The following is a 26,556-nucleotide window of genomic DNA, read 5'->3' as shown; positions in this document are numbered from 1 at the left end:
GGATATGTATTTCATGACACAAAAACTTTCTCTGATAATATTGGTTATTTACTATTCCTTCGGTTTTTTAAGCCAGCTCATCATTCCTCTTAATTCCTCACCCACTATTTCAATTGGATGAGAGGCTTCTATGCGACGAGTAGCGTTGAAATGAGGTTTGCCAGCCTGGTTCTCGAGAATCCACTCACGAGCAAAAGTACCATCTTGGATTTCATTTAAAACGCGCCACATTTCATCTTTAGTTTCTTCGGTAATAATCCTAGGACCGGTTTTGTAATCCCCATACTCAGCAGTGTCGCTGACGGAATATCGCATATAGCGTAAACCACCTTGATAAAGTAAATCTACGATAAGCTTTAACTCGTGCAAACATTCGAAATAGGCTACCTCAGGCTGATAACCGGCCTCTACAAGCGTTTCAAACCCGGCCTTAACCAGTGCTGAGGTTCCGCCGCAAAGAACTGCTTGTTCTCCGAAAAGATCCGTCTCTGTTTCTTCAGCAAAAGTAGTTTCTAAAACACCGGCACGAGCAGCGCCAATCCCATAAGCATATGCTAAGGCTGTATCCTTAGCTTTTCCAGTAGCATCTTGATATACGGCGATCAACGCTGGAACCCCAGCACCTTCGGTGTATACCTGGCGCACCATATGTCCCGGTCCTTTGGGTGCGATCATGGTAACATCGATATCATCTGGAGGCAGTATCTGGCTAAAATGAATATTAAAACCATGGGCAAACATCAAAGATATTCCGGGACGTAGATTAGGTTCAATATCTTCCTGGTAAATCCTCGCTTGAACTTGGTCCGGAGCAAGCATCATTATAATATCTGCTCGTTTAGTCAATTCCTTATTGGATACTACATCAAAACCATCAGCCCCGGCTTTTTTGCCGGTAAAAGATCCGGATTTGCATCCGATAATAACCTTAAACCCGCTATCACGCAGATTTTGTGCGTGTGCATGACCCTGGCTACCATATCCAATAATTCCAATGGTTTTATCATTTAATATCCCGTGGTCACAATCATTTTCATAATATATTTTTGCCATAATTACTCCTATTATTGAATCTTATTTTTACCCATATTTGTTTTTTGGGATCCCCTCGGCATAGCAATACGCCCAGTACGCGTCATTTCTTGAATCCCAAAAGGCTTAAGCAGATTATACAAGGAATCAACTTTTTCCTCATCTCCGGTCGCTTCAACTATAAGAGATCCGGCTGAAACATCGATAATTTTTGCTCGAAAAATGTCTACTATCTGCATTATTTCAGAACGATTTTCCGGTTCGGACTTTACTTTAATCAAAGCTAATTCCCTAGTAACGATATCTTGATTAGTTATGTCTTGTACCCGAATGACTTCAATAATTTTTTCAACTTGCTTTCTGATTTGTTCGACTTGAGTGTTAGTACCTTCTGCTACAATTGTCATCCGCGATAAATTCGGTGTTTCTGAATGGCCAACAGCTATAGAATCAATATTAAATCCCCTGCGTCTAAATAAACTGGCCATACGGTTTAAAACCCCGGGTCTGTCAGCTACCAGCGCAACTATCGTATGTTTAGCGGTGGCCATCAGCACGCCTCCTTTCGGGGTTCATGCAATATATTATTAATACCAGCCCCCGGGGGCACCATTGGATAAACATTTTCTTCAGGTTCAACAATGAAATTTAATATGTAAGGACCCGGCTCTGCCATCGCTTGTTCGATTGCTGGTTCAACTTCAGACTTAGAAGTGACATTCTTAGCGGGAATGGAATATCCCTCAGCAATTTTGACAAAGTCAGGACACCACAAAGGAGTTGAGGAATAGTTTCTCTCATAAAATAATTCCTGCCATTGGCGTACCATTCCTAAATAGCCGTTATTAATAATGGCTATTTTAACCGCTGCATTTTCTTGCCTAATAGTACCCAATTCTTGGATGGTCATCTGAATACTACCATCACCGGCGATGCACCATATCGTTTCGTCAGGCAAACCAATCTTGGCGCCAAAGGCAGCAGGAAGTTCAAACCCCATGGTGCCCAAACCACCTGATGTAATAAAACTGTTAGGTTTATCATAGAAATAATGCAGCGCAGCGAACATTTGATGTTGGCCAACTCCAGTAACGACAGTGGCATTTCCCAGGGTTTTTTCCCAGATTTTTCGGATTACATACTGGGGTAAAATGCTGTCTGACTCCCGTATTTCAAAACCTGAAGGAAATTCTTTTCTCCATTGTTGTATCTGACAAATCCAGTCATCATGACGATGGGGAATTAGTTCCTTATTCAACTCCTTAAGAACAGTTTTTACATCGCCAACAATCGGAATATCAACCTTTACGTTCTTTCCAATTTCTGCCGGGTCAATATCGATATGGATTACTTTGGCGTGTGGAGCAAATGCGTTAATTTTTCCGGTAGCCCGATCATCAAAACGCATGCCAACTGCTATAAGAAGATCGGAATTTGTAACCGCCATATTAGCATAAGCAAGGCCATGCATCCCTAGCATACCGCAGGATAATTCATGGCTTTCTGGGAAACTAGAAATTCCTAGTAGTGTAGTCACCACCGGTATTTGCGCGGTTTCTACCATCTGTTTCAGCTCTTTATAGGCGTTAGAAATTCGGACACCATGACCCGCAATAACTACTGGCTTTTCTGCTTCGGCAATGAGTTTCGCTGCTTTTTTTACTTGCATTGGATTGCCTATCCGGGTGGGTTTATATCCGGGCAAATTAACTTTGTTGGGATAAAGCAACTCGGCGAAATCTTGCTGTACATCCCGGGGTAAATCAATGAGTACTGGCCCCGGTCTTCCGGTACAGGCTATATAAAATGCTTCTTTTACAGTCCTAGCTAAATCATTTATGTTCATTACCATGTAATTATGCTTAGTAACAGGTAAGGTTATACCAGTTATGTCAGCTTCTTGAAATGCGTCTCTCCCCACCATCGTCAGAGGTACCTGACCAGTGATAGCCACTAACGGTACAGAATCAATATAAGCATTAGCTAAACCGGTCACCAAGTTAGTGGCACCTGGTCCGGAAGTTGCCAAACAAACACCCGCCCGCCCGGTTACCCTAGCATAGGCATCAGCAGCATGAACAGCACCTTGCTCGTGTCTTACTAGAATATGTCGCAGATTGGGGTATTGTGTCAATGTATCGTAAAGTGGCAATACTTGCCCCCCGGGATAACCAAATATAACCTCGACGCCTTCTTTTAAAAGACTTTCGCATAATATTTGTGAACCGGTTTTTCTCATTTCATGCTCCTAATCCAGAAACACTGCACCACAACTGGCTGGGCTTACTTGCGCGGCATAACGTTTTAGATATCCGCTATTTACTGTTGGTTTAAATTCATCCAGCTGCGCCAATCTATCGGTAATTTCATCATCACTGAGTCTGACATCAATTTTATGCCGAGTAATATCTATGTCTATTATATCCCCATCTCTTAGTGCGGCAATAGGTCCTCTCAGCGCAGCTTCGGGTGAAGCATGACCGATGGCGGCTCCTCGTGTAGCTCCTGAAAAACGACCGTCAGTGATTAATGCGACTTCTTTATCCAACCCCATACCAGCCAATAAAGAAGTTGGGGTTAACATCTCACGCATGCCGGGTCCGCCGCGGGGTCCTTCATAACGTATTATAATTATATCACCGGCTTGGATTTCACCATTCTTGATACCTCGAGTTGCATCTTCTTCTGATTCAAAAATTCTTGCGGGTCCGGAGTGTGCCAACATTTCTGAGGCCACTGCTGATCGCTTAACAACAGCACCTTCAGGTGCCAGATTGCCGAATAGAATAGCGATGCCCCCATAATTAGAATAAGGGTTAGATAATTTTCTAATGACTTTGCCATCAACTTGATGTGCTGAGCTTATTATATCGCCGATAATACCACCCGTAACGCTACGGACATCAAGGTTCAGCATTCCCTTAAGTTCGTGCATTATTACTGGTATCCCACCTACTCTGTCCAAATCTTCAATATGATATTCTCCTGCCGGACGGATATGACATAAACATGGTGTTTTGTCACTTATGGTGTTTATATGACTTAACGGGAATTGGATTTTTGCTTCATGAGCAATAGCCGTCAAATGCAGAACAGAATTACTGCTACCTCCAAGCGCAACATCAACCAGGAAAGCATTATCAATTGCTTTTCTGGTGATGATATCCCTAGGTTTAAGATCTTCCGCTATAACATCTAAAATTTTCACCCCGGCTTCTTTAGCCAGTGCTTGTCTCCTGCTGTCCACGGCCGGGATTGTTCCATTTCCAGGCAATCCAATTCCAAGTACCTCTGTGAGGCAATTCATTGTATTAGCCGTAAATAGTCCTGAGCAAGAGCCACATCCCGGACAGGCCATTCTTTCGATGTTACCAAGTTCTTCCTCTGTTACTGTGCCTTTCATATATCCGCCAACTGCCTCAAAAACAGAGCTCAAATCGATTTTTTTATTATTTTCTTCAGTATGTAAATCGCCTGCCATCATCGGTCCACCAGATACAAAAATAGCAGGAATATTAAGCCTGACTGCGGCCATCAGCATTCCGGGAATTACCTTATCGCAATTTGGTATGAACACTAACCCATCAAAGGAGTGTGCCTGGGCCATCACCTCAACTGTATCGGCTATTAATTCACGAGATGCAAGACTATACTTCATACCTTCGTGATTCATTGCTAATCCATCACAGACAGCTATAGTGTTAAACTCAAATGGAATCCCCCCAGCCTGATAAACCCCTTTTTTTACCGAGTCCGCAATTCCCCTCAAATGACGGTGTCCTGGAACAATATCAGTAAAGCTATTTACTATACCAATAAACGGTTTCTTAAAATCGGATGAACTTAGCCCCAAAGAGTGCAATAGTGCGCGATGGGGCGCGCGTTCCAATCCGGTTTTAATGGAATCACTTCTCATACGTCCGCCTAACTAAAATCCGTCCGCGAGGGGACGGATGAATCAGATAAGTTTAACCTTATCACAGGAACGTTAAATTATCAAGAAATTACGATTGAATATTAATGATATTTGAGAAATCAGAATTAACAGTTGCAGTCAATTTTTTCGATTCGTCTTTGGTGTCTTCCGCCTTCAAAATCCGTATTCATAAATGACTCTAAAACTTCCAAGTTGAGGCTATCACCATTCAATTCTCCAATGCATAAAATATTAGCGTTGTTGTGCTTTCTTGTTAAAACTGCATATTCAGGCTGATAACATAAGGCAGCTCGAATATTTCTAATTTTATTGGCTGTCATGCACATGCCTATCCCAGTGCCACAAATTAAAACTCCAAAGTCAGCAACCTTCTTTGAAACAGCTTCACCAACTTTGCGGGCATAATCCGGATAGTCCGAAGGGATTTCATCATTCGAACCACAATCGATGACCTCGTGTCTTTGGCTCGTAAGCCAGTTAATAACGTGAATCTTTGATTTATAACCGCGATGATCGTTGCCAACCGCAACCTTCATATTTTATTTGCCCAACAAAAATGATTCGATTTCATAAACACTAATAGCTCCTTCTCGAATAATCCGGATAGGATCAATAGTGACATCAATGATCGTTGATTCAGTGCCACTTATAGGGTAATTTCCATTATCTATGATTACGTCCAATTTTTCGCCGAGTTGTTTATTAACTTCGATGGCGGAACACACGCTTCCTCGCCCACTTAAATTTGCACTGGTTCCGGTAACTGGTGCTCCAACACTATCAATAATCTTTCGCGCAATTCCATTACCTGGAATCCTCACCGCAACATTATTACTGCCACCGGTAACAATATCGGAAACACTATTGTTTTTCTTTAAAATTAGGGTCAAAGCACCCGGCATAAACTGTCTGATTAATTTTTCCGCTAATACGGATACTTCGGCTATTTGCCTTATTTGCTGGATGTCCGAAACCAATACAGGTAAAGCTTTGGTTGCTTCACGCCCTTTAATAGAAAAAATACGTTCTACTGCCTCAGGTTTATTTATTGAGGCAGCTAAACAGTAAACAGTATCTGTCGGGAAGGCGACAACACCCCCATTTATGATAGCTGTAACTGCAGTTGCTAAATCTTGACTGATGGTTAATGGTTGTTTTTTCACCAAATACATAACCTTATGTTAAGTATTATTAATTTGCTTGACGCTAGTATAGCAGAATGCTAATCTTTTATACTATAAATATGACTGAAACGAATGAATCTGATTCCCACATTACCCACCGTGTCGCCACTTCAGGGGACATTGAAGTATCCACCTATTTGGAAATCGCCAAACAAGCAACAGGTAAACCTCAGGCAGCAGGTGAAGCCGTTTCCGGCGCATCCAGAGAATCAATCGTAATATTTGATTTCGGCTCTCAATACAGTCTATTAATTGCCAGACGTATTCGTGAACTAAATGTTTATTGCGAATTGGTAGCACATGATACCCCATGGGAGAAAATCGCGCATCTCAATCCAAAAGGATTTATTCTTTCAGGTGGGCCTTCAAGTGTTTACACTACTGATGCTCCTATGGCTCCAGCTTACATTTACGAAAAAAAATTGCCGATTCTCGGTGTTTGTTATGGGATGCAACTTATCACTCACCAGCTCGGAGGTATCGTAGCTGAAGGCCAAGCACGTGAATATGGCCACGCTGTGCTGCATTTGAGTGAATTAGATGAACCGTTTTTTAAAGAACTACCAGATACCTCAACAGCCTGGATGAGCCACGGTGATCGTGTTGAACAACTACCTCCTGGCTTCAAATCCTTGGCATATACTGAAAATTCCCCTTATGCCGTCATGGGTAACAGCAATAACATATACGGATTACAGTTTCATCCAGAGGTGGCTCATACACCTTATGGAAATTTACTGCTGAAAAATTTTGTTTATGATATATGTTGTTGCCAGCCGACTTGGACACCAGGACATTTTATTACCGAGAGTATAGAAAAAATCCGCAGCCAAGTAGGGAACGGCAAAGTTATTGCTGCTTTATCCGGCGGCGTTGATTCTTCTATTGTTGCCACATTAATTCACCGGGCTATTGGGGACCAACTTACTTGTATTTTTGTAAATAATGGGCTTCTACGTCGTGAAGAAGCTGATAGAACTTTGAAGGTTTTCCGGCAGAACCTTGGCATGAATATTATCTATTTAGATGCGGCAGATCGTTTCTTAGATAGATTGAGCGGCATCACTGACCCAGAATTAAAGCGCAAAGCTATTGGTTCAGAATTTATTAATGTTTTCGAAGAAGAAGCTCTCAAATTAGGTAAAGTCGACTTCTTGGCTCAGGGGACTCTTTATCCAGATGTAATCGAAAGCATATCTACCACTAGTAGCGCTTCTGCAAAAATAAAAAGTCATCATAATGTTGGCGGATTACCAGAAAATATGGCACTTAAGCTATTAGAGCCAGTACGTTACCTATTTAAGGACGAGGTCCGAAAGGTAGGACTTGAGCTAGGTTTACCTGAGGAAATGGTCTGGCGACAGCCATTCCCTGGCCCAGGCTTGGCTATTAGGGTAATAGGTGAGGTTACTCGCGAGAAGCTTGATATGTTGAGGGCTTCTGATTGGATTGTAATGCATGAGATCAAGAAAGCCGGACTTTATAGACACGTATGGCAAAGTTTCGCTATCATAACCGATGTCAAAAGCGTCGGCGTCATGGGGGATTATCGGACCTATGGGCATCTTGTAGCCATTCGCGCAGTTACCAGTGATGACGCCATGACAGCTGATTGGGCTAGATTGCCCTATGATTTACTATCGCGAATTTCCAACCGCATTGTGAATGAAGTGCCCGGAGTTAATCGAGTTGTATACGATATAACTTCTAAGCCACCTGGTACCATTGAGTGGGAATAACCCAATTATCAGGAGAATTTTATTATGGGTCTTTTTAGCAAGCGTAAAATTCAGGGCGACGAACTATTGCATTATCTTGATTACCTTGGTGAAGAATGGAAATTGAAGGCCTTTCAAGAACAAGAAGCTGCTCGTTATACTGAAGCATTAGATTGTTACAGTAGCCATAATTCCAAAGACGATTCGTCAATCGAACATCTTTTAGATGCCGCTAATCGACTGGCTTTGTCTGCCGCTGAATTGATTCGTCGTAAAGATGCAATCACGTCGGTTCCTGATAAAGCGACTTCTCTTTTTTTTGCCTGGCATGCTGCCTATATAGATTATTTAGCATGGGCTGTAGCACAAGCTGAAGCATTGGAAGCCCGTTTGGAAAAACGCGATGTTGATAGCGTGGCTTTAAAAGAATTGCAAACAAAAAGCGAGCATTCTCGTAGTGCAGCAGAAGTGGAAGAAGGGAAACTCCTTAAATTACTGAACACTACTGATGTCGATCTAAAGCAATTATTTGACCGTGTTGAACAGTTCATTTCTCAAGATAATTGGCGCCCTCGTTCTTTAAATCAACGGACCAGCAACTAGTAAAATTTCCCTGAAGAAATAATAAGTTTTCTAAAATACTATTCAAGGAGACTGCCCTGAATATATTGGTAATCGGCGGCGGCGGCAGAGAGCATGCAATCGTCTGGAAATTAAAACAAAGTTCCATTGTTAACAAAATTTATGCTGCACCGGGCAACGGTGGTATTGCCTCCCTAGCCCAAATTTTGGATATTGATCCTACGGATTATTCTCATATATTAGCTTCCGTTGATACAAATAAAATAGATTTGGTAATAATTGGCCCTGAAGCCCCGTTGGCTGCTGGAATTGTCGATGAATTCCAATCTCGATTCATTCCGGTATTTGGCCCTACTAAGGCTGCCGCTCAGCTGGAGGCTAGTAAAACTTATGCCAGATTCCTAATGGAAAAATATACCATACCATGTGCTAGGGGACAGGATTTTGATGAATTTGATCAAGCTATGACATATGTCAATACACAAGATTTTCCTCTCGTCATTAAAGCCGATGGACTTGCCGCTGGTAAAGGCGTAATTATATGCAATAATCTAGAGGAAGCCGAAGCAGCATTGTTGAAAATCATGTGTAATCGCGTTTTTGGCAGTGCCGGAGACAAAGTAGTAATTGAAGAATGCCTTGTAGGCCAAGAGGTGAGTTTCCTCGCCTTTACTGATGGTAAAACAATAAGTTCTATGCCAGCTGTATGCGACTATAAGCGAGTATTCGATGGTGATAAGGGGCTTAATACAGGTGGCATGGGGGCATATTCACCTCCACCCTTCTTTACCGATCGTTTGGCCACCCAGATAGAATCAACGGTTATGTATCCTATTATACGCGCGTTGAATTCAGAGGGTATTTCGTACAAGGGCATCATATATGCAGGGTTAATGTTGACTCACCAAGGTCCAAAGGTTCTTGAGTTTAATGCCCGATTTGGTGATCCTGAGACCCAGGTGATTCTCCCCCAATTAAAAACAGACTTAGCAGAAATCATTGTTCGGATCATTAATGGCGAGCTCGAAAAATGCGCTATTGAATGGGAAGATAAAAAATGCGTTAATATAGTTATGGCCTCTGGAGGTTATCCCGAGCATTATAACAAGGGCTTTGTTATTAAAGGCCTTGATGACATCAACAATGATGCAATTGTATTTCACGCCGGAACACAAATCCTGGACAACGGTCAATTAATAACCTCAGGCGGCAGAGTGCTAAATGTAACAAGTTGCGCCGAAACATTTGATGAAGCCCGTCACAACGCATATAGTAATATCAACAAAATCGCCTTTAATGGTGCTCACTACCGAAATGATATTGCTCAACATGCTCAATAGACCCTTCAATCAAGAGTTTACATGAACAATTATCTTATATAGAAGAGTTTATAAATTTGGATAACTTTTATTCTTGGAGGATGGAATGACAAAAGCAGCAATAGTAATGGGGTCAAAATCTGATATGAGCACTATGGAAAAATCTGCTGAGATACTATCAAAGTTGAATATTAAATATGAAATATTTGTGATGTCGGCTCACCGCCAACCAGAAAAAGTCCAATCATTTTGCTCTGGTGCCCGAGAAGAAGGATTTGAGGTCATTATTGCTGGAGCCGGGGCTGCAGCACACCTACCGGGAGTAATTGCATCTTGGACAACCATACCCGTTATCGGAGTACCCATTCCTTCTAGCGATCTCAGGGGTATTGATTCTTTGTATTCGATTGTGCAAATGCCTGCCGGAATTCCCGTAGCTACGATGGCAGTTGGGATTGCTGGTGCAAAAAATGCGGCCCTTTTTGCGTCTCAGATACTTGGGATAAAATACCCTGAAATCGACAAAGCTTACAACGATTATCGCATGGAATTAAAAGGAAAATAAGCAATGATTGAACGTTACAGCAGGCCCCAGATGAAAAAAATCTGGAGTGATGAAAACAAATTCTCAAAATGGCTCGATGTCGAGATTGCTGTCGTAGAGGGATGGGTAAAACAGGGTGCTGTGCCAAGAGCAGCATTGCCAAAAATTAAAATGGCCCGCATAAATATCAAACGCATGGAAGAACTTCTTCAAGAAACACATCATGATATGACTGCTTTTTTGGGCTCAGTAGCCGAAAGTGTTGGTGAAGAATCTCGATTCATTCACTTAGGTTTGACTTCTTCCGATGTTATGGATACCGCGACCAGCTTGCAGTTAGCAGAAGCCGGACATATGCTGGCAAACGGTCTTAAGGAATTGGTTACCGCCCTGGGAAAAAGAGCGATTGAACACAAATATACCGTCATGGCCGGTCGCACTCATGGTGTTCATGCAGAACCAATCACTTTAGGTTTAAAGCTTGCTCTTTGGATGGAAGAAATGCAGCGCAATCGTCAACGATTATCTGATGCTATCAAGATTATTTCCGTAGGAAAAATGAGTGGTGCTGTTGGAACATATGCTACAGTACCACCAGAAGTAGAAGAATTCGCTTGCACACGACTTGGGTTGTCGCCCGCTCCAATATCTAATCAAGTCATACAGCGTGATAGGCATGCTCAATTTGTCAGTACATTGGCTATTATTGGTGGTTCTTTAGAAAAGTTTGCAGTAGAGATCAGAGCACTTCAGAAAACCGAATTCCGGGAATTGGAAGAACCTTTCGGTAAAGACCAAACTGGTAGTTCAGCCATGCCTCATAAAAGAAATCCCGAATTATGCGAACGTGTTACCGGTATCTCAAGGCTGTTGAGAGGATATGCCATGACTTCACTTGAAAACATAGCTCTTTGGCATGAGAGGGATATATCCCACTCTTCAACCGAGCGAATTATATTTCCCGATGCGTGTTTAGCATTAGATTATGCCCTCGATATATTTACTTCTGTAATAAAAGGAATGAATGTTTTCCCAACACGCATGAAAGAAAATATGGGTTTAACAAGAGGGCTACTTTTTTCGCAACGAGTACTTCTCGCTCTTATCAACAAAGGGCTCTCGCGTCAGTCTGCTTATAAAATAGTACAACGAAACGCCATGGCTACTTGGAACAGTGAATGCAATAATTTCATTGACCTATTAAACAAAGACGAGGAAGTATGTGCCAAATTATCTAGCGACGAACTAAATGAACTTTTTGATTACAAATACTATACAAGACACGTTGACGATATTTTTAAAAGACTCGGGTTAACTGCAGCACAATGGAAGGCTCATCCCGAGTCTAATATCGAAAACCTCTCGCCACGTTCACTTTAAAGAACTAGCTGTGCAAATTTAATAATTTGAGGGTTTTTTATGTCAGAACAGGTTGTATTAAATAGCAGTTTACCACTCAAAAAATTTATATCAGGTAAAGTACGAGATACTTATGACCTTGGGAGTTATCTTCTAATAGTTGTGAGCGATAGAATCTCCGCCTTTGATGTAATTCTCCCGGTCGGTATTCCATGTAAGGGTGAGGTTCTTAATCTTATTTCAGCTTTTTGGTTTGAAAAAACAAAACATATTATTCCTAACCATTTAGTTACGGTAATAGACAACAAAGATAAATTAGATGAATATCTACCAAAAGAAGCCCGATTTGATTATCCTGATTATCTCATCGGCAGATCAATGATAGTCAAAAAGGTGGAAAGATTACCTGTTGAATGTGTTGTTCGCGGCTATTTAGCAGGTTCAGGGTGGTCAGAATACAAAAGCAGTCAATCTGTTTGCGGTGTAAAATTACCTGAAGGCCTTCGCCAAAGTCAAATGTTACCAGAGATAATATTTACACCTACCACCAAAGGGGATAACACTCATGATCTTCCGATGACTTACCAGGAGGTTGAAGAAACTGTTGGGGCCGCATTAGCTCTAAAACTTAAGGCTATAAGCACCGCTGTTTACGCTTTCGCTCGTGATTATGCCCGTAATCAAGGTATAATCATCGCTGATACCAAATTTGAATTTGGGCTGGACAACGGTAATCTCATGCTGATCGATGAAGCCTTGACTCCAGATTCATCTCGTTTCTGGGATGACCGCTTTCATAGAGCCGGTGAACCCCAGGATTCTTATGATAAACAACCGGTTCGGGATTGGCTGGAAACATCCGGGTGGAATAAAGAACCACCGGGACCGATTTTGCCCCCCGAAATAATTACTGACACCAGCAAGCGTTATATTCACGCCTATGAAACATTAACAGGTAAGGCGTTTTAATGTTTTTACTATCCTATGTACTCTTTGGTTGAGGGTAACTTATTATCCAGTCGTGAATCGATACGCGTTGCTTTGCCAATTGCACGACCTAACGCTTTGAATAAAGCTTCGGCTTTATGATGGTCGTTTGTTCCATAGGCTACATTTGCATGGAGATTAAATCTACCTTCAATAGCAAAACTTTCAAGAAAATGCCTTAGTAGATCAGCCGGGAAACCGGACATATCATTGGTCTCATATTCCACGTTCAGAACCGAATAACCCCGGCCTGAAAAATCTACCGCTACTGTTGCGATAGCTTCATCCATAGGCACGGTTGCATCCGCAATACGCACCAGCCCTCGTTTTTCACCTAGTGCCTCATTAAAAGCCTTACCCAGAACTATACCAACATCCTCAACTAGGTGATGAACATCATCACCGGTGGCCGAAATGTTTATATCGATCCTCCCATGGCGTGATAATTGTGCCAACATATGGTCAAATAAACGTATACCAGTACGTATTTCATCCACTCCGGTTCCATCTATATTAACCACAACATTTATATTGGTTTCCTTAGTTTCCCGTTTCAAAACAGCTTTACGTTCCGTCATTTTTTTCCTCACCAATGTTTTGAAGTTCTTTTACTAGTCTATCATTGTCTTCTGGTTTTCCGATACTGAAACGTAGAGTATTCTCCATTAATGGAGAATTGAAATATCTTACGAGAATTCCCTGGCTTTCTAATCTTTTCTGAACCTCAAAAGCATCTCTTTTGTGAATTTTACACAAAATGAAATTAGCACTCGATGGATATGGTTTTATATAGCCTAAGTTTGACAAGTCACTAAACAGCCTCTCGCGTTCGCCGATTATCAATTTTACATTTTTTTGTAAATATTCTACATCACGAATAGATTCTTTTGCGGCGATCATCGCTGCGGTATTTACACAATAAGGGTCTCTAATAGCATTCAAACGTTCGGCAACTCTAGGTGGGAACAATCCATATCCAATTCTTAATCCTGCCAAACCAGCCCATTTACTAAAAGTACGCAATATCATCAAATTGGACGCTTTACCAAGTTCCCCGGAGAAAGTCTGGCCCGTAAATTCATAATAAGCTTCATCAACCACAATTGGAAAACCTGTATTAACTAATCTATCAACAGTTGCCTTTGAAACTTGGGTGCCTGTAGGATTATTGGGCATTGCTATGAAAATAAGCTTTGTTTTTGGCGATAGGTATTCAGAAAGATTGTCTAACACAACATTAAATTCTTCGTCTCTTGGTATGGGAACGAATTCTCCACCAGAAAGTTCAGTAAAAAACTTATACATTGCGAAAGTAGGAGTAAAACTGACTACTTCATCACCAGGGTTAACAAATAATCTGATTATCAAATCAATCAGTTGGTCTGATCCAGAGCCGGCAACAATTTGTTCAGCGTCAACCCCGGTATAAGCAGATAATTCGTCACGTAATTCCGTTTGGCAGGAATCAGGATAAATCTGAATATCATCCAAATTGGATAATGCTCGTTTTACTTTCGGAGAAGGTCCATACGGATTTTCATTAGCATCCATTTTTAGTACGCCGAGTTGGCGTATCTCTTTATCCAAAACATCAGGTGATTTACAAGCACTATATCCAGTAAACTTATTCAGACCTGAACGCATGAACTTGCTAATATCCATCATTTGGTATCAGCCTCTAATTTTGTTTCTATAGCACGGGCATGACTTTCCAATCCCTCAGCCCTAGCTATAATAACCGCTGCTGAACCATATGCATCAAGCATAGTATCATCAACATAAACTACATCAATTAACTTCACGAAATCGAGAACATTTAGGGGGGAACTAAAACGCGCTGTTCCTCCTGTTGGCAAAGCATGAGACGGTCCGGCAATATAATCACCCACTGCTACAGTCGCTTTATTACCTGTAAAAACGCACCCGGCATTTTTTATTTTATGTAAATATTCACTACTTTTTTCAGAAAATATAATCAAGTGTTCCGGAGCATATATATTGGATAATTCGATTGCCTCATCGATGAAATCAACCACCGCTATCAATCCCCGTTCCTCCAGGGATTTTTCAATTATATCCCGTCGTTCTAAACCCTTTATCTTAACTCGGATTTCACCAATAACTCGGTGAGCTAATTCTTTAGATGTAGTAATGAGAATAGACTGAGCCATGGGATCATGTTCCGCTTGCGCTAATATATCACCGGCACAATACGCAGGATCGGCTGTTTCATCAGCAATAATAAGTACTTCACTGGGACCTTGTAGTCCATCAATAGCCACAGACCCGTAAACTAGTCGTTTGGCTGTCATTACATATATATTCCCCGGACCGCATATTTTATCTACTTGAGGCACTGTCATTGTACCAAAAGCCATAGCTGCGACTGCTTGTGCTCCTCCTATCCTGAATACACGGTCAACGCCGGCTATTGCCGCTGCAGCTAATGTTGGTGCGGGCACATTACCGTCGGGTCCTGGCGGAGTAGCCAAGATAACATTTTCTACTCCAGCAACTTTAGCCGGAATCGCGGTCATCAGTACGGTTGATGGATAATAAGCCTTTCCTCCAGGTGCGTATATTCCTACCTTATTTAAAGAACGCAGCATTTGCCTGTTCTTCATAAATGTTATCGATTTTTCAACAGCTTCATATTGTTCCAGATGATAATTCCTGATACGTTCCCCAGCTACTCTTAAAGCTGAGACCAATTCCAAAGGCGCATTATTTACTGCGAACTGTATTTCATCCGGTGTTACTTCAAACTCATCTAAAGTTACACCATCAAACTCTTTTGAATATTCTCTTACAGCTTTATCTCCATTCTGAATAACGTCCGCGATAACCTTTTCCACTGTTCGTTCAACTTCAGAATTACCAGTAAAATGGCTTGCTTTTCGTAGCAACAATTTTTTGGAATTCTCAAAACCGGACGAAACTCGCACTACGTTTTCTCCAAAGCACCGGCTAAACGGGAGATTAGGCCTTCTATGCGTTGACGTTTAATCGGATTGTCAACAGCCTTAGTGTTGCCGATTACGCAGGCAGTCGATTCGAATAAAGTGTCAATTATTCGTAGATTATGACGAGCTATGGTGCCGCCAGTTTCGGTATTCTCAATTAAAAGGTCCGCATCTTCGGGTAAAAACGCTTCTGTCGAACCCCAAGTTGGCGCGATTCGATATCGCCCAAAATGATTATTCCGAGCGTAACTATCAGCTATATTTACATACTCGGTAGCCACCCGTAGATTTGTACCCCGAAAATATTCTTTTAACTCTGCCGCATTGGTAACCGGCAATTTATTATCTACTACGGCTACAATACGCACCCAACCATATTTTAAGTCTAATAATCTTTTCACGGGACTTGTCGGAAATTGAGTGAGGTGATCTTTTAGCCAGTCCCATCCTGTAATTGCTAAGTCGAAATTACCGTTTGCTACCTGAATAGTCATGTCTTGTGGTCTGATAGTTTTAATATGGAATCCTTCTAAATCACTTTTTGGTCTTCTAAAACCTCGTTTAGAAGGATAATCTTCAATTTTTATGCCTGCATCATCCAATATTTTACGAACGTGAGGTTGTTGATGTCCATCAGGCAACGCTAAACGCACAGCGTCTGCGTTATAGTTATGAGAAGCCTCTACTGATGTGGTAGCTTTGAATCCAACCAAGGCTTCATCTTTTTGTACCGGTAAATCATATTCTAATATTGAAGAGATGGCAGCGGACAAATCCTTTTCAGCCAGGCTTTCTCGATTGGCTATTAAAACTGCTTTAAAATCCATTATTTTACCTAATACGTTAAGCCCCTTTGATGTCAATTCATCGGGGCTTTTCCGTGGTAGAATAACAACCTCCGCGGTTTCAGGCGGATATGCTTCGGCGCTTCCCCATAAAGGATATATAGCAAAGTTTTTTAAACGCAAATCTATTGCTAATTTTTCAGCTAAGTTTGGATACTCTGAAGCTAGTCTAATTTTATAATTACTCTGCGTCAGGTCAGACATTTTCTTTATACCATCATCAGAAGCTGAGGCAACAAATATTGCTCCTTCGCCGTATCCAAGTGTTTTTATGTTAACTATAGAGCTTAGCCTATAACGCGAAACCAACTCCTCTAACCAATCGGCCCCACAGATACCTAAGTCATAATTTCCTATTGCTACCTGAACTGGAATGTCTTTTTCATGCAACATTTTGGCGGAAAGTTCGGGAAACTTAACACTAGTTAGTCGATAAAGACGAGCTTTAGATTGGTAATCATTCAATTTCCAGTCAGCTCTGTCCAGCAATTCTGCTGTATTAGATAGCAGCCTCCCTTTTGGCAATGCTATTCTCATTCTTCAGATGCCTCCCCGCCCATCATTTCGATTATTTCGTCAACACTATCAAATTCAAATTCCTCATCGGTTTCAGTGTCCGCTAATACCAGTCGTCCATTTTCATTCAAATTTAATAACCAGTCATAGCGGGTGATATCCGGATTACCAATTTTTATCTCTGCGGTGTAGTCAGCATCTCGTAGTTCAGTCGCAATTTCGAAAGCACGAAGTTCATCGCCGGATAAAAAATTAATCAAAAACCGGTCAGGTTCATCAAGACTATATATCCCAACATCAACTAGTTCAATCATATCATCAACATATAAAGCAAACCCGGCCGCTGGTTTCGGAGTTCCCCCCATGTGATTAGTCAAGTTATCATAGCGGCCTCCGCCACCAACCAGACTATTGCGGGTAAACAAGTGAAATATTATTCCAGTATAGTATTCAAACCCTCTACCCGAAGCTAAATCAATTTCGTATTTAATATCAAGGGTATCCAGCATACTCAGTGTCTTACCAAAATCCTCGGCAGCGCTGTCTAAGGCCATAGATTTAGGAAAAAGAGCTTTCAAGTTGTTAACATACGCGCTTGATTTTCCTTGAACATTCAACATCATCTCTAAACCGTTTACAAGATCTGGTTGCTTTTCTTTTAAACTTGCCAAAGCCGAACTGTTACCATCTAGTATTTTGTCAAACAATTCATGCTGGGTTTCCGAATCAGGTTCCAATTGCGATAATACTGCTCTGATAACTCCAGAATGTGAGATTTTAATATGTGTATCCAAACCAATCAGGTTAAGGGCTTCTGTTGCCATGCTGATAAGTTCAGCATCGGCTACCTCAGAGTTTCCACCAACGAGCTCGGCCCCAAACTGCCACTGCTCTCTTTTTTCTTCAGGATCATCCTTAAATCTAAATACGTTGATAACATAGAACAATCTATCTACATCATTATTTGGCAAATTGTCTGTTAAAAAACGAACACTGGGGATTGTACCATCAGGACGCATTACTACGCGTTCACCACTCCATCCATCCCAATCAAGGAATGAATAGACCTGCCTTAACATTCCTGGAGTCAATGTACCCGCAGAAGTAAATAAATGCAAATATTCTAATACAGGAGTTCTTACTTCTTCATAACCCCACTTTATTGCTGTATCAATGAACACTGATTCCGCCAAGCGAAACTTTGTCATTTCTTCTGGGCCAAGATCGCGGCAACCGCGACACCTGTCTTGTGTCATGTTATCTCCCTCATTATCGAATAGACAGATTTTACACTAGCCTAGAATATGCTTCAAATAGAATAAAGTATATAAAGACTAAAAATGTAATTAGGGTTGTTGAATTGGAACATAAATAATTTGAACAAAGGTTGTGTCGTTCGAGTCATCTCAACGCAGCATGACATCACCCGAGGCTACAATAACCCTCTTTCCATCTTGTGATTTGATAATTAGGGCCCCGTCTTGATTGACGTCCTCGGCAATTCCTTGAATGATCGTTTTGCCAGTATTTGCTTTTACGTTTTGCCCTAATGTGCTTAAATCAGCTCTCCACACATTATATATATATTCCGGTTCTTGTTCTTTATATAAGTTAGATAATTCTAAAAGACAATCCCTTAACACAATCAACGGATCTACCAATTCACCCATCTCATTTGACAAGCTTGTAGCCGGAAATGTTGCGTTAATTTCAAGACCTGAATTTGAATTTATGTTAACGCCTATTCCTATCACGGCATATTGATGTTCGTGCGCACCTCCACCTTCGACTAAAATGCCGGAAACCTTCCTGCCATTAATTAATACATCATTAGGCCATTTTAGTTGCACTCGGTTTTTACTTACCATATTCTGTAAAGTGTGTTTTACGGCAATTCCGGCTGCCATTGATAAATAACGGATTTTTACTTTGTCCGGTCGTAATAATATAGAAAAAGCCAATGTGCCTCTTGGGGAAACCCATTTACGCCCAATACGTCCCCTTCCCATAGTCTGCTCTTCAGCAATTATTAAGGTGCCTTCAGGATACCCCAACAATGCGAATTCTTTGGCTTTATCCATTGTTGAAGTGATTGATGAATAAGTATAAATATAATTAACGAGATGACAACCCTGTAAAACATGTTTAACATTTTCTTGAGTCAGCGAGCTCATATCGCCAGTATATCATTACAATTCTATGTGTGCTATTGATAAAATATAATAGATATATACATCGTTATGAGGTTAATATGAGTAAAAGGGTTCGCGAAAAATTAGAGGAATATAGCCGAAAACGTAATTTCAAACTCACTAATGAACCAAGCCCGGAAGTAGAAATTGAAACACAGGGGCAAATTTTTGTCATTCAAAAACACTCGGCCTCGAATTTACACCATGACCTGCGACTGGAAATTGATGGTGTTCTTAAAAGCTGGGTGCTCCCAAAAGGCCCATCTCTCGACCCACACATAAAGCGTTTAGCCATATTGACAGAAGATCATCCGTTATCATATGCCATATTTGAAGGTACCATCCCAAATAATGAATATGGTGCTGGTACCGTTATGGTATGGGATATCAGTACTTACCGTAATATACAATTAAACAATAATCGCCCGGTTTCTATGAGAGATGCCTTCAAACAAGGAAAAATTGAAGTGTTTCTTGAAGGGAAAAAACTTAACGGTAATTTTGCTTTGATTCAGACAAACAGTAATTGGCTATTTTTAAAAAAATGGACAACTATAGACGAGCAAAAGATATTTTAGTTGAAGCACCGGAATCAGCTATTAGTGGACTCAATTTAAACCAAATTTTTAATGAGTAATAAGAACTTGTATTTTCAGTTTATTTTTGAGTAATGGCAATAATAATAAATAAAAGGGTGTTGCTCAAAACTGGAGCGGGCGACGAGGCTCGAACTCGCGACAACCTGCTTGGAAGGCAGGCACTCTACCACTGAGTTACACCCGCATGATGATATTTACTATTTTAATAAGTGTAACGATAAGTGTCAAAGTTACTTATCATATTATAGCTTTGTCTTAATACTCTCTAGATTATCTCGAAAACCTGGCAGTATTTTTAACCCTATGCGAACCATAATATTATTCCTCATCTTGTCAATATATGCCATATCACCAAGACGCTTTAGAATACCTTCGGAAAATGTTGGATACGCATGACCAACTTGGTGTAAAAAATGCAGCGGTTTACCTGTTGCAACCAACAACTGCAGTTCGTGTATCAATTCTTCAGCCCTTTCTCCCAATATATGCGCTCCAATAATCGAACCATTTTTTTTACATATAATCTTTGCTATTCCAAAATCTTGACGCTCCATCTTGGCTCGGCGAAGATCTCGAAAATTATATTTATACACCCTAATCTGATCTCCATATTTTCTATATGCATCATCCTCAGTCAATCCTATTCTTGCTAAAGGAGGTTCTGTAAAAATAACCGAAATCCCATTATCTAACTTAATAGATTTCTTTAAAAAAGGAACAACTGCATTATTAGCCGCAATCAAAGCTTGCTTCTCAACCATGGAAGCATTGTGTGCTTTTCCGGTAACGTCTCCGCAAGCAAAGATATTAGATTTTGATGTTCTCATCTGGTTATTCACCAATATACCTTTGGTTGAGTAAGATACGCCTGCTTTTTCAAGTGCAAGACCATCCGCTTTTGGTTTACGGCCAACCGTCATCAATACTGCATCGCTATTTATTGTCCATGGGTAAGTATTAGAATTTTTAACAGTAACAACCGCACCGCCTTTATTTTCGGTTATTTTAGAAATCTTGCAGCCACTGTATATTTTGATATTTAACTGTTGCAAATACTCGGTTAAATATGAAACAATTTCACTATCTTCATGAAATAGTATGGTATCAGCGACCTCCAGAATAGTCACTTCCAAACCCAATAGTCTCATAGCTAAGCCTAATTCCACTCCAGCGGCCCCACCACCTATTACCACAATAGATCGCGGCAGGTTATTAAGCCTAAATAGAGCTTCAATATCAAGACAAACTTTGTTTTCTTCACCATCAATTCCAAGTTTGGCCGGAATACTTCCAGTAGCTATTATAAAGTTCTGTGAAGAATATCTGTTTTCTTTAATAACGATGGTGTGTCTATCAATAAATTTAGCTGCCCCTTTTGCAGTATTTATTCCAATCTGATTAAAACTATTTGGTGTATCAATACCATTTACATCATTAACAACTTTATTGATATAAGGAAACACACCATCGGCATTGTAATCGGTTAAATTATAAACAATCCCGTAATCAGAAGCCCTTTGTAAAATATTCGCCACGACTCCTGATCGTATGAGTGACTTAGTAGGCATACACGTTCGTAAAGTACAACTTCCACCTATGCGGTCTTCCTCAACCAACAGCACTTTTCTCCCCAATCCAGCAGCAAAAGTAGCTGATGCAAGGCCGCCAATACCAGCACCGATGACAATTAGGTCATAATCATATTTACGCAATGGTTTTTATTCCAGCTTGAGTAATATTCTATAATCTTCCGCGGAACCAATATCATGCAAACTTAGAATCATCCCTTTAAGTGTGTTATACACCATTTTCGATACAAATGGGTTAAGATTAACAGGGACATCATCTACACATAATGATAATGCGGGTTGTCCTGATTCAATAATTACGTTACCGTGTTTCACGGTACAATCCAGGGTTGTTAAAATGGCCTTTATTAGATTTTTAAAATATAATTGAACAAATGATGAAAGCTCTATATCTATTTCTTGAACGAATAACTCAACCGTTTTAGACGACATCTTTCTATCCCTTTCTGCCATTAAAATGGTCGGGGTGAGAGGACTTGAACCTCCGGCCTCAGCGTCCCAAACGCTGCGCGCTAGCCGACTGCGCCACACCCCGTGCAGTTGAGTATAATACCTGGCATCATAATGAGCAATCACCGGTAAATATTTAACAATAGCTAAAAGGGTTCTTACTTGATATTGTAATTTTTATGTATCCCAATAATATATGTGGAATTATAATACTGCACCAAAAGCGACAACCTATGTACCCATATACCTATATCTACTAATTCGGTTTTTACTATGATAATGATTTAGAAAGCAACCGTTGATACTCTGCACTGACACGCTCTTCTATTTCATCCAGTGCTTCAGGTTTCAAATGACGGAATCTTCTTTGTAGCTTTGTATACTCAGCCAGAGGCTTCAATTTTTCTGGAGTCAAGCTCATCTTATAATTACCATCTTCTACTTCATAAAGTGGAAAAACCCCAGTTTCAACAGCTAACCGTCCTAGTTCTATTGTAATATCAGTTTCGCAACGCCAACCGGTAGGGCAAACTGAAAATACTTGAATATAAGCGGGCCCTTCAACTTCCAAACCTTTTTTCACCTTTTGAATCAAGTCTATGGGATAACTGGGACATGCTGTGGCTACATACGGGATATTGTGTGCAACCGCTATTTCAGGCATATTCTTCTTCCAAGACATTTGCCCTGATTGCACTTTTCCTACAGGAGAGGTGGTAGTTGAAGCGCCAAATGGAGTGGCTGATGAGCGTTGAATTCCTGTATTCATATAAGCTTCATTGTCAAAACAAAGATAAAGGAAATTGTGTCCTCTCTCCAATGCTCCAGACAAGGCCTGTAAACCAATATCAAGGGTTGCACCATCCCCTGCAATGCAAACCACGTTAATATCTTCATCAGGAATCTTGTTTTTCCTCATTTGAACTTTCAAACCAGCTTCAATACCGGAAGCCACTGCGGCAGTATTTTCAAATAAAGTATGTATCCAAGGAAGCTTCCATGATGTATAGGGGAGTTGGGAAGCCACAATTTCCATGCAACCAGTTGCATTAACCACGATAGAATTATTGCCAAAAGCTTTAGCTGCCAATCGTACCGCTAACGCTTCACCACAACCAATGCATGCTTTATGCCCGGGTGCAAAAGGTTCTTCTTTAGATACTATACGGGGATCATATATATCCATATTTTCCATTAATCTCTCACCCCAAAAATTTCATATTCAAACTCAGAACCTGTATTTATTAATTCTTTACCTTGATTGATTAACTTTTTAAAATCTTCAACAGTTATATCACGTCCACCCAAACCACCAACATAACTAATTATTTTAGGTTTATTTTCAGTATCGTACAGAGCGGCTTTTATTTCTGAAGCTACTGGTCCCCCGGGTCCTCCAGGAGATACACTCCGATCCAAAACAATCAATGCATTAACTTTTTTCATTACAGCTCGAAATTCCTCAAAAGGAAAGGGCCTCCAGAGCCTCAATCTAATTAAGCCGATTTCAAAGCCTTCATCTCTTAGCTCATCAACAGCAGTCATTGCGGTTTCAGAAAAACTGCCCATAGTAAACAATAGTATTTTCGCCTCTTCACCTTTGTACAGCTCTACGGATTGATATTGTCGCCCAAATTTATTTCGAAATTCTTTCCAAACTTCATTTATGGTGTTTTTGACGCCGTCCATGGCTTTTACCTGAGCCCATTTTGCTTCGGTAAATATTACGGGCGGTGCAAAATCCCCCATCGCTACAGGCTTAGAGGGATGTAGAGTTAAAGGATATTTACCTGCTGGTATAAAATCAGTTACATCGGATTGATCTGGCATCTCTATGGGTTCAATTACATGTGAAAGATGGAACCCATCTAAATGAACCATTATCGGCAAAAGCACTTTGTGATTTTCCGCTATTTTGAAAGCACATATAATTTGATCAACAACTTCTTGACCATTTTCAGCGAATATTTGTATCCAACCGGTGTCTCTAACAGCCATAACATCTGAATGGTCTCCCCATACGGACAAAGGTGAGGATAAAGCCCTATTTACAACAGCCATTACAATGGGCAATCTCATACCGGAAGCAACGTAGAGCACTTCATGCATCAATTCGAGGCCTTGCCCTGCTGTCGCGGTAAAGGTTCTGGCCCCTGCGGCCGCTGAACCCAAACAAGCACTCATGGCAGAATGCTCAGATTCTACTGGGATATACTCGGCATTTAGTTCCCCGTCGGCTACCAGTTCAGCGAGATGTTCGACGATGTGTGTTTGTGGTGTAATGGGATAAGCTGCAATGACATCGGCATTAGCTAATTTTACTGCATCAGCCAAAGCGACAGAAACTTCTTTTCCAACGCGCTTAGACATTATTTTTCAGTCTCCTCTCGCATTTGGATCGCTTTTGTAGGACATTCATATGCACAAATACCGCAACCTTTACAATAATAAGGGTTAAATACAAAAAACCCTTTTAGGTTCTCTTTGACACAGGCTTCTGGGCAAAACATATAGCACGCACCGCACTTATCGCAGAGAGAAAAATCATATTCGGGCCTTCGCGACCGCCAGTCTCCCGTTTTATTCTTAGCTGCATTTCCTGGATCGACGACAGCGGCTCCTATTTCAATATCTTTCCAAGTTAATTCAAAATCTTTTTTAGTCAATTTGTTTTATCTCCTCCACCCGTGTTTCATTGAAAGCGCGAGTTAAGGCCTTTAGATTTTTATCAGATAATTTTTCAAATCTAGCTTTAATGGGTTCTTTGATTGCTTCCAATCCGATCAATCCTGTAGCTTTAATAAAAGCTCCAAGCATTGTGGTATTCACGATGGTAACACCCAGTTCTTCCTTGGCGATCTGATTTGCATCAATTACCGCGACTCTCCATTTTCCCTCAAAATCCGGGAAATTGTCTGCTGTTTTTGTGGTATTGATAATAATCGTTCCACCAGGTTTCAAACCTGAAGTGACATCACCAATTTTTATCAAGCTGGGATCCAGAACAATGACAACATCAGGTTCGATAATACCAGCACGATTCCTGATGGGGGCACTTTCTCTTATTCGGTTGAAAGACATTACCGGTGCACCCCTTCGTTCAGGTCCAAAACTTGGGAATCCTTGAGCATACTTCCCTTCGGATATTGCGGCTTGAGCTAATAGCTCGGCGGATGTAACAGCACCCTGGCCACCACGACCGTGCCATCTTATTTCAGCAAGTTTGGTTTTTATAGCTGAGCCCTCCTTGCCCGTTTTTTCAAATGCCCCTGGAGCGACTCGAACGCTCGCAACCAGCTCCGGAGGCTGGTGCTCTATCCACCTGAGCTACAGGGGCTAATAGATGAGTTTATATTCTATCTTAATAAAAGTATTCTTGACAAGAAATCAGCTTTGATGTTAATGACTATCGATATTACCCGAGGAAGAGCCAACTTGTTTTTTGAACAAAGGCTTGAGAAGAGAAGGAGCAATGAGTGTGGTCACTAGACTGACTGCAACGGCAACACCAAATATATCGCGGCTAATAGCTCCAACCAGCAAGCCAGCACCTGCCACAATTAGACCAACTTCGCCGCGAGGAACCATGCCGACGCCAATAGCTAAACTGCTACGATGGTCGCATTTGCCAAAAAAACGGGCTGGAAGATAACAACCAACTACTTTTCCGAAGACTGCCAGAATAATGATTGCAAAGGCGGGAAGAATCACGGCCCCGATAGCCCCTAATTCTACCTGCATACCAAGATATGCAAAAAAGAAGGGGGCTAAGAATAGCATGATTGGCCTTGTTTGATATATGATATCTTCTTTCTCGGCAGTGGCTGCAAACATCAATCCGGCTACATAAGCGCCAACGACCGGATGTAGACCTACCAATGTAACTCCATATGAAATCAGGATCCCAATAACCAATGCGGTCACTGGCATCAGTCCTGAATCTTTAAAAGGAGCTAATAGGAATCTTGATATATATTTATGGCCAAAATATCCAAAAAATAGGATGCCCAGCCAAACTGCGAAGCCTATAGCTCCGGTCAAAATAGCGCTTCCCGGTGACAGCTCACCGGTCTGCGCCATAGATATAACTACTGACAAAATTACCAAACCTAAGATATCATCAATAACAGCAGCAACCAGAATAATGGTACCTTCCCTGGTGCCAAGTTTACCCATATCCATTAAAATACGTACTGTAATACCAATACTGGTAGCTGTTAAAACTGCACCGGTAAATAACCAGCCGATAATACCAATATCAGGGAAAAAATACATAGCTGAAAAATATCCGAGCACAAATGGCAATACTACTCCCCCAATAGCAATCAAAGCACCTGAAAAAGCGTTTTTAACAAAAGCTCTCACATCTGTTTCCAAACCAGCAACAAATAGTAAGGCGATGACAGCTATTTCGGAAACGATCTGGAGTGGATTAAAATTTTCAACTTCGAGTCCGCCGTTTAAAAAATGACCTTGAATAGTGGCAAAATTTAGTATCACCGGATCGTTAAGTAGGCCACCGAGAAGAAAAGGGGAAATAATAATACCGGCAGCTAACTCACCAATAACTGCCGGCTGCTTTAAATAACGCTCTGCAATTTCACCGCCGATTCTAGCCGCTAATAAAACCAAACCAAAAGTTAATATTAATTTAAAATATATCAGTTCAGTTTCCATGGTGGGATTTACTTTATCAGATTACGAAGGATTTCTCCAATCTGCTATTCCCTTCACAATGTG

Annotated in this window: 26 protein-coding genes and 3 tRNA genes; 7 read left to right on the top strand and 22 right to left on the bottom strand. The window is 41.0% G+C overall.

Annotated elements, in window-relative coordinates; translation table 11 throughout:
* Window positions 1-51: 51 nt before the first annotated feature.
* The 6 genes from ilvC to ACZ48S_RS04665 all read right to left on the bottom strand — a co-directional run bounded on the left by ilvC (window position 52) and on the right by ACZ48S_RS04665 (window position 6,132).
* The gene (gene ilvC / locus ACZ48S_RS04690) at window positions 52-1,053 is read right to left on the bottom strand and encodes a ketol-acid reductoisomerase (RefSeq protein ID WP_464211430.1); all 1,002 of its coding nucleotides are present in this window, start codon (window positions 1,051-1,053) and stop codon (window positions 52-54) included.
* An 11-nt stretch (window positions 1,054-1,064) separates the two neighbouring features.
* Entirely contained in the window at window positions 1,065-1,583 is a 519-nt protein-coding gene (gene ilvN, locus ACZ48S_RS04685; RefSeq protein WP_464211428.1) for an acetolactate synthase small subunit, read from the bottom strand.
* The gene (gene ilvB, locus ACZ48S_RS04680) at window positions 1,583-3,271 is read right to left on the bottom strand and encodes a biosynthetic-type acetolactate synthase large subunit (RefSeq protein WP_464211426.1); all 1,689 of its coding nucleotides are present in this window, start codon (window positions 3,269-3,271) and stop codon (window positions 1,583-1,585) included. The genes ilvN and ilvB overlap by 1 nt, the downstream gene beginning before the upstream one ends.
* A gap of 9 nt (window positions 3,272-3,280) precedes the next feature.
* A complete protein-coding gene (gene ilvD, locus ACZ48S_RS04675) occupies window positions 3,281-4,948 on the bottom strand; it encodes a dihydroxy-acid dehydratase (protein WP_464211424.1) in 1,668 nt (555 codons plus the stop codon).
* 125 nt (window positions 4,949-5,073) lie between these two features.
* The gene (gene rpiB, locus ACZ48S_RS04670) at window positions 5,074-5,505 is read right to left on the bottom strand and encodes a ribose 5-phosphate isomerase B (RefSeq protein ID WP_464211422.1); all 432 of its coding nucleotides are present in this window, start codon (window positions 5,503-5,505) and stop codon (window positions 5,074-5,076) included.
* A 3-nt stretch (window positions 5,506-5,508) separates the two neighbouring features.
* Window positions 5,509-6,132, bottom strand: a complete 624-nt coding sequence (locus ACZ48S_RS04665; protein ID WP_464211420.1) for an L-threonylcarbamoyladenylate synthase — start codon at window positions 6,130-6,132, stop codon at window positions 5,509-5,511.
* A gap of 80 nt (window positions 6,133-6,212) precedes the next feature.
* On the opposite strand from ACZ48S_RS04665, the gene guaA reads away from it, so the two are divergent.
* The 6 genes from guaA to ACZ48S_RS04635 all read left to right on the top strand — a co-directional run bounded on the left by guaA (window position 6,213) and on the right by ACZ48S_RS04635 (window position 12,644).
* Complete coding sequence (guaA, locus tag ACZ48S_RS04660; protein ID WP_464211418.1) at window positions 6,213-7,892, top strand: glutamine-hydrolyzing GMP synthase; 1,680 nt, start codon at window positions 6,213-6,215, stop codon at window positions 7,890-7,892.
* A gap of 24 nt (window positions 7,893-7,916) precedes the next feature.
* Window positions 7,917-8,474, top strand: a complete 558-nt coding sequence (locus tag ACZ48S_RS04655) for a hypothetical protein (protein ID WP_464211416.1) — start codon at window positions 7,917-7,919, stop codon at window positions 8,472-8,474.
* A 65-nt stretch (window positions 8,475-8,539) separates the two neighbouring features.
* Window positions 8,540-9,793, top strand: a complete 1,254-nt coding sequence (gene purD / locus ACZ48S_RS04650; RefSeq protein ID WP_464211414.1) for a phosphoribosylamine--glycine ligase — start codon at window positions 8,540-8,542, stop codon at window positions 9,791-9,793.
* 85 nt (window positions 9,794-9,878) lie between these two features.
* Window positions 9,879-10,337 (top strand): 5-(carboxyamino)imidazole ribonucleotide mutase, encoded by a 459-nt coding sequence (gene purE / locus ACZ48S_RS04645; protein WP_464211412.1) that lies wholly within the window; start codon window positions 9,879-9,881, stop codon window positions 10,335-10,337.
* Window positions 10,338-10,340: 3 nt separating this feature from the next.
* On the top strand, window positions 10,341-11,696 hold the full coding sequence (gene purB / locus ACZ48S_RS04640) for an adenylosuccinate lyase (protein WP_464211410.1): 1,356 nt from the start codon (window positions 10,341-10,343) through the stop codon (window positions 11,694-11,696).
* Between the two features lie 39 nt (window positions 11,697-11,735).
* A complete protein-coding gene (locus ACZ48S_RS04635; protein ID WP_464211408.1) occupies window positions 11,736-12,644 on the top strand; it encodes a phosphoribosylaminoimidazolesuccinocarboxamide synthase in 909 nt (302 codons plus the stop codon).
* An 8-nt stretch (window positions 12,645-12,652) separates the two neighbouring features.
* Here ACZ48S_RS04635 and hisB read toward each other — a convergent pair whose 3' ends face one another.
* The 6 genes from hisB to ACZ48S_RS04605 form a co-directional block, all read right to left on the bottom strand.
* Window positions 12,653-13,240 carry an imidazoleglycerol-phosphate dehydratase HisB gene (gene hisB, locus ACZ48S_RS04630; protein ID WP_464211406.1) on the bottom strand — a complete coding sequence of 196 codons (588 nt, stop codon included), beginning with the start codon at window positions 13,238-13,240 and terminating at the stop codon, window positions 12,653-12,655.
* The gene (gene hisC / locus ACZ48S_RS04625) at window positions 13,227-14,327 is read right to left on the bottom strand and encodes a histidinol-phosphate transaminase (protein ID WP_464211404.1); all 1,101 of its coding nucleotides are present in this window, start codon (window positions 14,325-14,327) and stop codon (window positions 13,227-13,229) included. Before hisC ends, hisB begins: the two co-directional genes overlap by 14 nt.
* A complete protein-coding gene (gene hisD, locus ACZ48S_RS04620) occupies window positions 14,324-15,568 on the bottom strand; it encodes a histidinol dehydrogenase (RefSeq protein WP_464211402.1) in 1,245 nt (414 codons plus the stop codon). The genes hisC and hisD overlap by 4 nt, the downstream gene beginning before the upstream one ends.
* Before the next feature lie 38 nt (window positions 15,569-15,606).
* Window positions 15,607-17,007 carry an ATP phosphoribosyltransferase gene (gene hisG, locus ACZ48S_RS04615; RefSeq protein ID WP_464211400.1) on the bottom strand — a complete coding sequence of 467 codons (1,401 nt, stop codon included), beginning with the start codon at window positions 17,005-17,007 and terminating at the stop codon, window positions 15,607-15,609.
* The gene (locus ACZ48S_RS04610) at window positions 17,004-18,242 is read right to left on the bottom strand and encodes an ATP phosphoribosyltransferase regulatory subunit (protein ID WP_464211397.1); all 1,239 of its coding nucleotides are present in this window, start codon (window positions 18,240-18,242) and stop codon (window positions 17,004-17,006) included. The genes hisG and ACZ48S_RS04610 overlap by 4 nt, the downstream gene beginning before the upstream one ends.
* Before the next feature lie 150 nt (window positions 18,243-18,392).
* Window positions 18,393-19,160, bottom strand: a complete 768-nt coding sequence (locus ACZ48S_RS04605; RefSeq protein ID WP_464211395.1) for a biotin--[acetyl-CoA-carboxylase] ligase — start codon at window positions 19,158-19,160, stop codon at window positions 18,393-18,395.
* Window positions 19,161-19,237: 77 nt separating this feature from the next.
* Between ACZ48S_RS04605 and ACZ48S_RS04600 the strand changes: the two genes are divergently transcribed.
* Window positions 19,238-19,756 (top strand): DNA polymerase ligase N-terminal domain-containing protein, encoded by a 519-nt coding sequence (locus ACZ48S_RS04600; protein ID WP_464211393.1) that lies wholly within the window; start codon window positions 19,238-19,240, stop codon window positions 19,754-19,756.
* A 130-nt stretch (window positions 19,757-19,886) separates the two neighbouring features.
* Here ACZ48S_RS04600 and ACZ48S_RS04595 read toward each other — a convergent pair.
* The 10 genes from ACZ48S_RS04595 to ACZ48S_RS04550 all read right to left on the bottom strand — a co-directional run bounded on the left by ACZ48S_RS04595 (window position 19,887) and on the right by ACZ48S_RS04550 (window position 26,493).
* Window positions 19,887-19,961, bottom strand: a tRNA-Gly gene (locus tag ACZ48S_RS04595).
* Between the two features lie 58 nt (window positions 19,962-20,019).
* Window positions 20,020-21,489: a dihydrolipoyl dehydrogenase family protein gene (locus ACZ48S_RS04590; protein WP_464211391.1), complete on the bottom strand. Its 1,470-nt coding sequence runs from the start codon at window positions 21,487-21,489 to the stop codon at window positions 20,020-20,022.
* A 6-nt stretch (window positions 21,490-21,495) separates the two neighbouring features.
* Window positions 21,496-21,798 (bottom strand): hypothetical protein, encoded by a 303-nt coding sequence (locus tag ACZ48S_RS04585; RefSeq protein ID WP_464211389.1) that lies wholly within the window; start codon window positions 21,796-21,798, stop codon window positions 21,496-21,498.
* A gap of 26 nt (window positions 21,799-21,824) precedes the next feature.
* Window positions 21,825-21,901: transfer RNA gene (locus tag ACZ48S_RS04580), tRNA-Pro, on the bottom strand.
* A 186-nt stretch (window positions 21,902-22,087) separates the two neighbouring features.
* Window positions 22,088-23,011, bottom strand: a complete 924-nt coding sequence (porB, locus tag ACZ48S_RS04575) for a pyruvate synthase subunit PorB (protein WP_464211388.1) — start codon at window positions 23,009-23,011, stop codon at window positions 22,088-22,090.
* The gene (locus ACZ48S_RS04570; protein ID WP_464211386.1) at window positions 23,011-24,186 is read right to left on the bottom strand and encodes a transketolase C-terminal domain-containing protein; all 1,176 of its coding nucleotides are present in this window, start codon (window positions 24,184-24,186) and stop codon (window positions 23,011-23,013) included. The genes porB and ACZ48S_RS04570 overlap by 1 nt, the downstream gene beginning before the upstream one ends.
* On the bottom strand, window positions 24,186-24,482 hold the full coding sequence (locus ACZ48S_RS04565; RefSeq protein WP_464211384.1) for a 4Fe-4S binding protein: 297 nt from the start codon (window positions 24,480-24,482) through the stop codon (window positions 24,186-24,188). Before ACZ48S_RS04565 ends, ACZ48S_RS04570 begins: the two co-directional genes overlap by 1 nt.
* Complete coding sequence (locus ACZ48S_RS04560; protein ID WP_464214556.1) at window positions 24,475-25,050, bottom strand: 2-oxoacid:acceptor oxidoreductase family protein; 576 nt, start codon at window positions 25,048-25,050, stop codon at window positions 24,475-24,477. The genes ACZ48S_RS04565 and ACZ48S_RS04560 overlap by 8 nt, the downstream gene beginning before the upstream one ends.
* Window positions 25,051-25,080: 30 nt before the next feature.
* Window positions 25,081-25,153, bottom strand: a tRNA-Arg gene (locus ACZ48S_RS04555).
* A gap of 62 nt (window positions 25,154-25,215) precedes the next feature.
* Complete coding sequence (locus ACZ48S_RS04550) at window positions 25,216-26,493, bottom strand: cation:proton antiporter (protein ID WP_464211382.1); 1,278 nt, start codon at window positions 26,491-26,493, stop codon at window positions 25,216-25,218.
* Between the last annotated feature and the right edge of the window lie 63 nt (window positions 26,494-26,556).

The organism is Dehalogenimonas sp. NIT-SK1 (assembly GCF_055384165.1).
This window is presented reverse-complemented; position numbering and strand designations above follow the sequence as displayed.

Bases quoted from the DNA above. Each gene is read 5' to 3' on its own strand.
- ACZ48S_RS04655 (WP_464211416.1), top strand. From the start codon at position 7,917: ATGGGTCTTTTTAGCAAGCGTAAAATTCAGGGCGACGAACTATTGCAT.
- hisG (WP_464211400.1), bottom strand. From the start codon at position 17,007: ATGAGAATAGCATTGCCAAAAGGGAGGCTGCTATCTAATACAGCAGAA.
- guaA (WP_464211418.1), top strand. From the start codon at position 6,213: ATGACTGAAACGAATGAATCTGATTCCCACATTACCCACCGTGTCGCC.
- ACZ48S_RS04585 (WP_464211389.1), bottom strand. From the start codon at position 21,798: ATGTCGTCTAAAACGGTTGAGTTATTCGTTCAAGAAATAGATATAGAG.
- hisB (WP_464211406.1), bottom strand. From the start codon at position 13,240: ATGACGGAACGTAAAGCTGTTTTGAAACGGGAAACTAAGGAAACCAAT.
- porB (WP_464211388.1), bottom strand. From the start codon at position 23,011: ATGGAAAATATGGATATATATGATCCCCGTATAGTATCTAAAGAAGAA.
- ACZ48S_RS04635 (WP_464211408.1), top strand. From the start codon at position 11,736: ATGTCAGAACAGGTTGTATTAAATAGCAGTTTACCACTCAAAAAATTT.
- ACZ48S_RS04610 (WP_464211397.1), bottom strand. From the start codon at position 18,242: ATGACACAAGACAGGTGTCGCGGTTGCCGCGATCTTGGCCCAGAAGAA.
- purE (WP_464211412.1), top strand. From the start codon at position 9,879: ATGACAAAAGCAGCAATAGTAATGGGGTCAAAATCTGATATGAGCACT.
- ACZ48S_RS04605 (WP_464211395.1), bottom strand. From the start codon at position 19,160: ATGAGCTCGCTGACTCAAGAAAATGTTAAACATGTTTTACAGGGTTGT.
- ACZ48S_RS04600 (WP_464211393.1), top strand. From the start codon at position 19,238: ATGAGTAAAAGGGTTCGCGAAAAATTAGAGGAATATAGCCGAAAACGT.
- ACZ48S_RS04550 (WP_464211382.1), bottom strand. From the start codon at position 26,493: ATGGAAACTGAACTGATATATTTTAAATTAATATTAACTTTTGGTTTG.
- ilvB (WP_464211426.1), bottom strand. From the start codon at position 3,271: ATGAGAAAAACCGGTTCACAAATATTATGCGAAAGTCTTTTAAAAGAA.
- ACZ48S_RS04570 (WP_464211386.1), bottom strand. From the start codon at position 24,186: ATGTCTAAGCGCGTTGGAAAAGAAGTTTCTGTCGCTTTGGCTGATGCA.
- ilvD (WP_464211424.1), bottom strand. From the start codon at position 4,948: ATGAGAAGTGATTCCATTAAAACCGGATTGGAACGCGCGCCCCATCGC.
- rpiB (WP_464211422.1), bottom strand. From the start codon at position 5,505: ATGAAGGTTGCGGTTGGCAACGATCATCGCGGTTATAAATCAAAGATT.
- purB (WP_464211410.1), top strand. From the start codon at position 10,341: ATGATTGAACGTTACAGCAGGCCCCAGATGAAAAAAATCTGGAGTGAT.
- hisC (WP_464211404.1), bottom strand. From the start codon at position 14,327: ATGATGGATATTAGCAAGTTCATGCGTTCAGGTCTGAATAAGTTTACT.
- ilvN (WP_464211428.1), bottom strand. From the start codon at position 1,583: ATGGCCACCGCTAAACATACGATAGTTGCGCTGGTAGCTGACAGACCC.
- ilvC (WP_464211430.1), bottom strand. From the start codon at position 1,053: ATGGCAAAAATATATTATGAAAATGATTGTGACCACGGGATATTAAAT.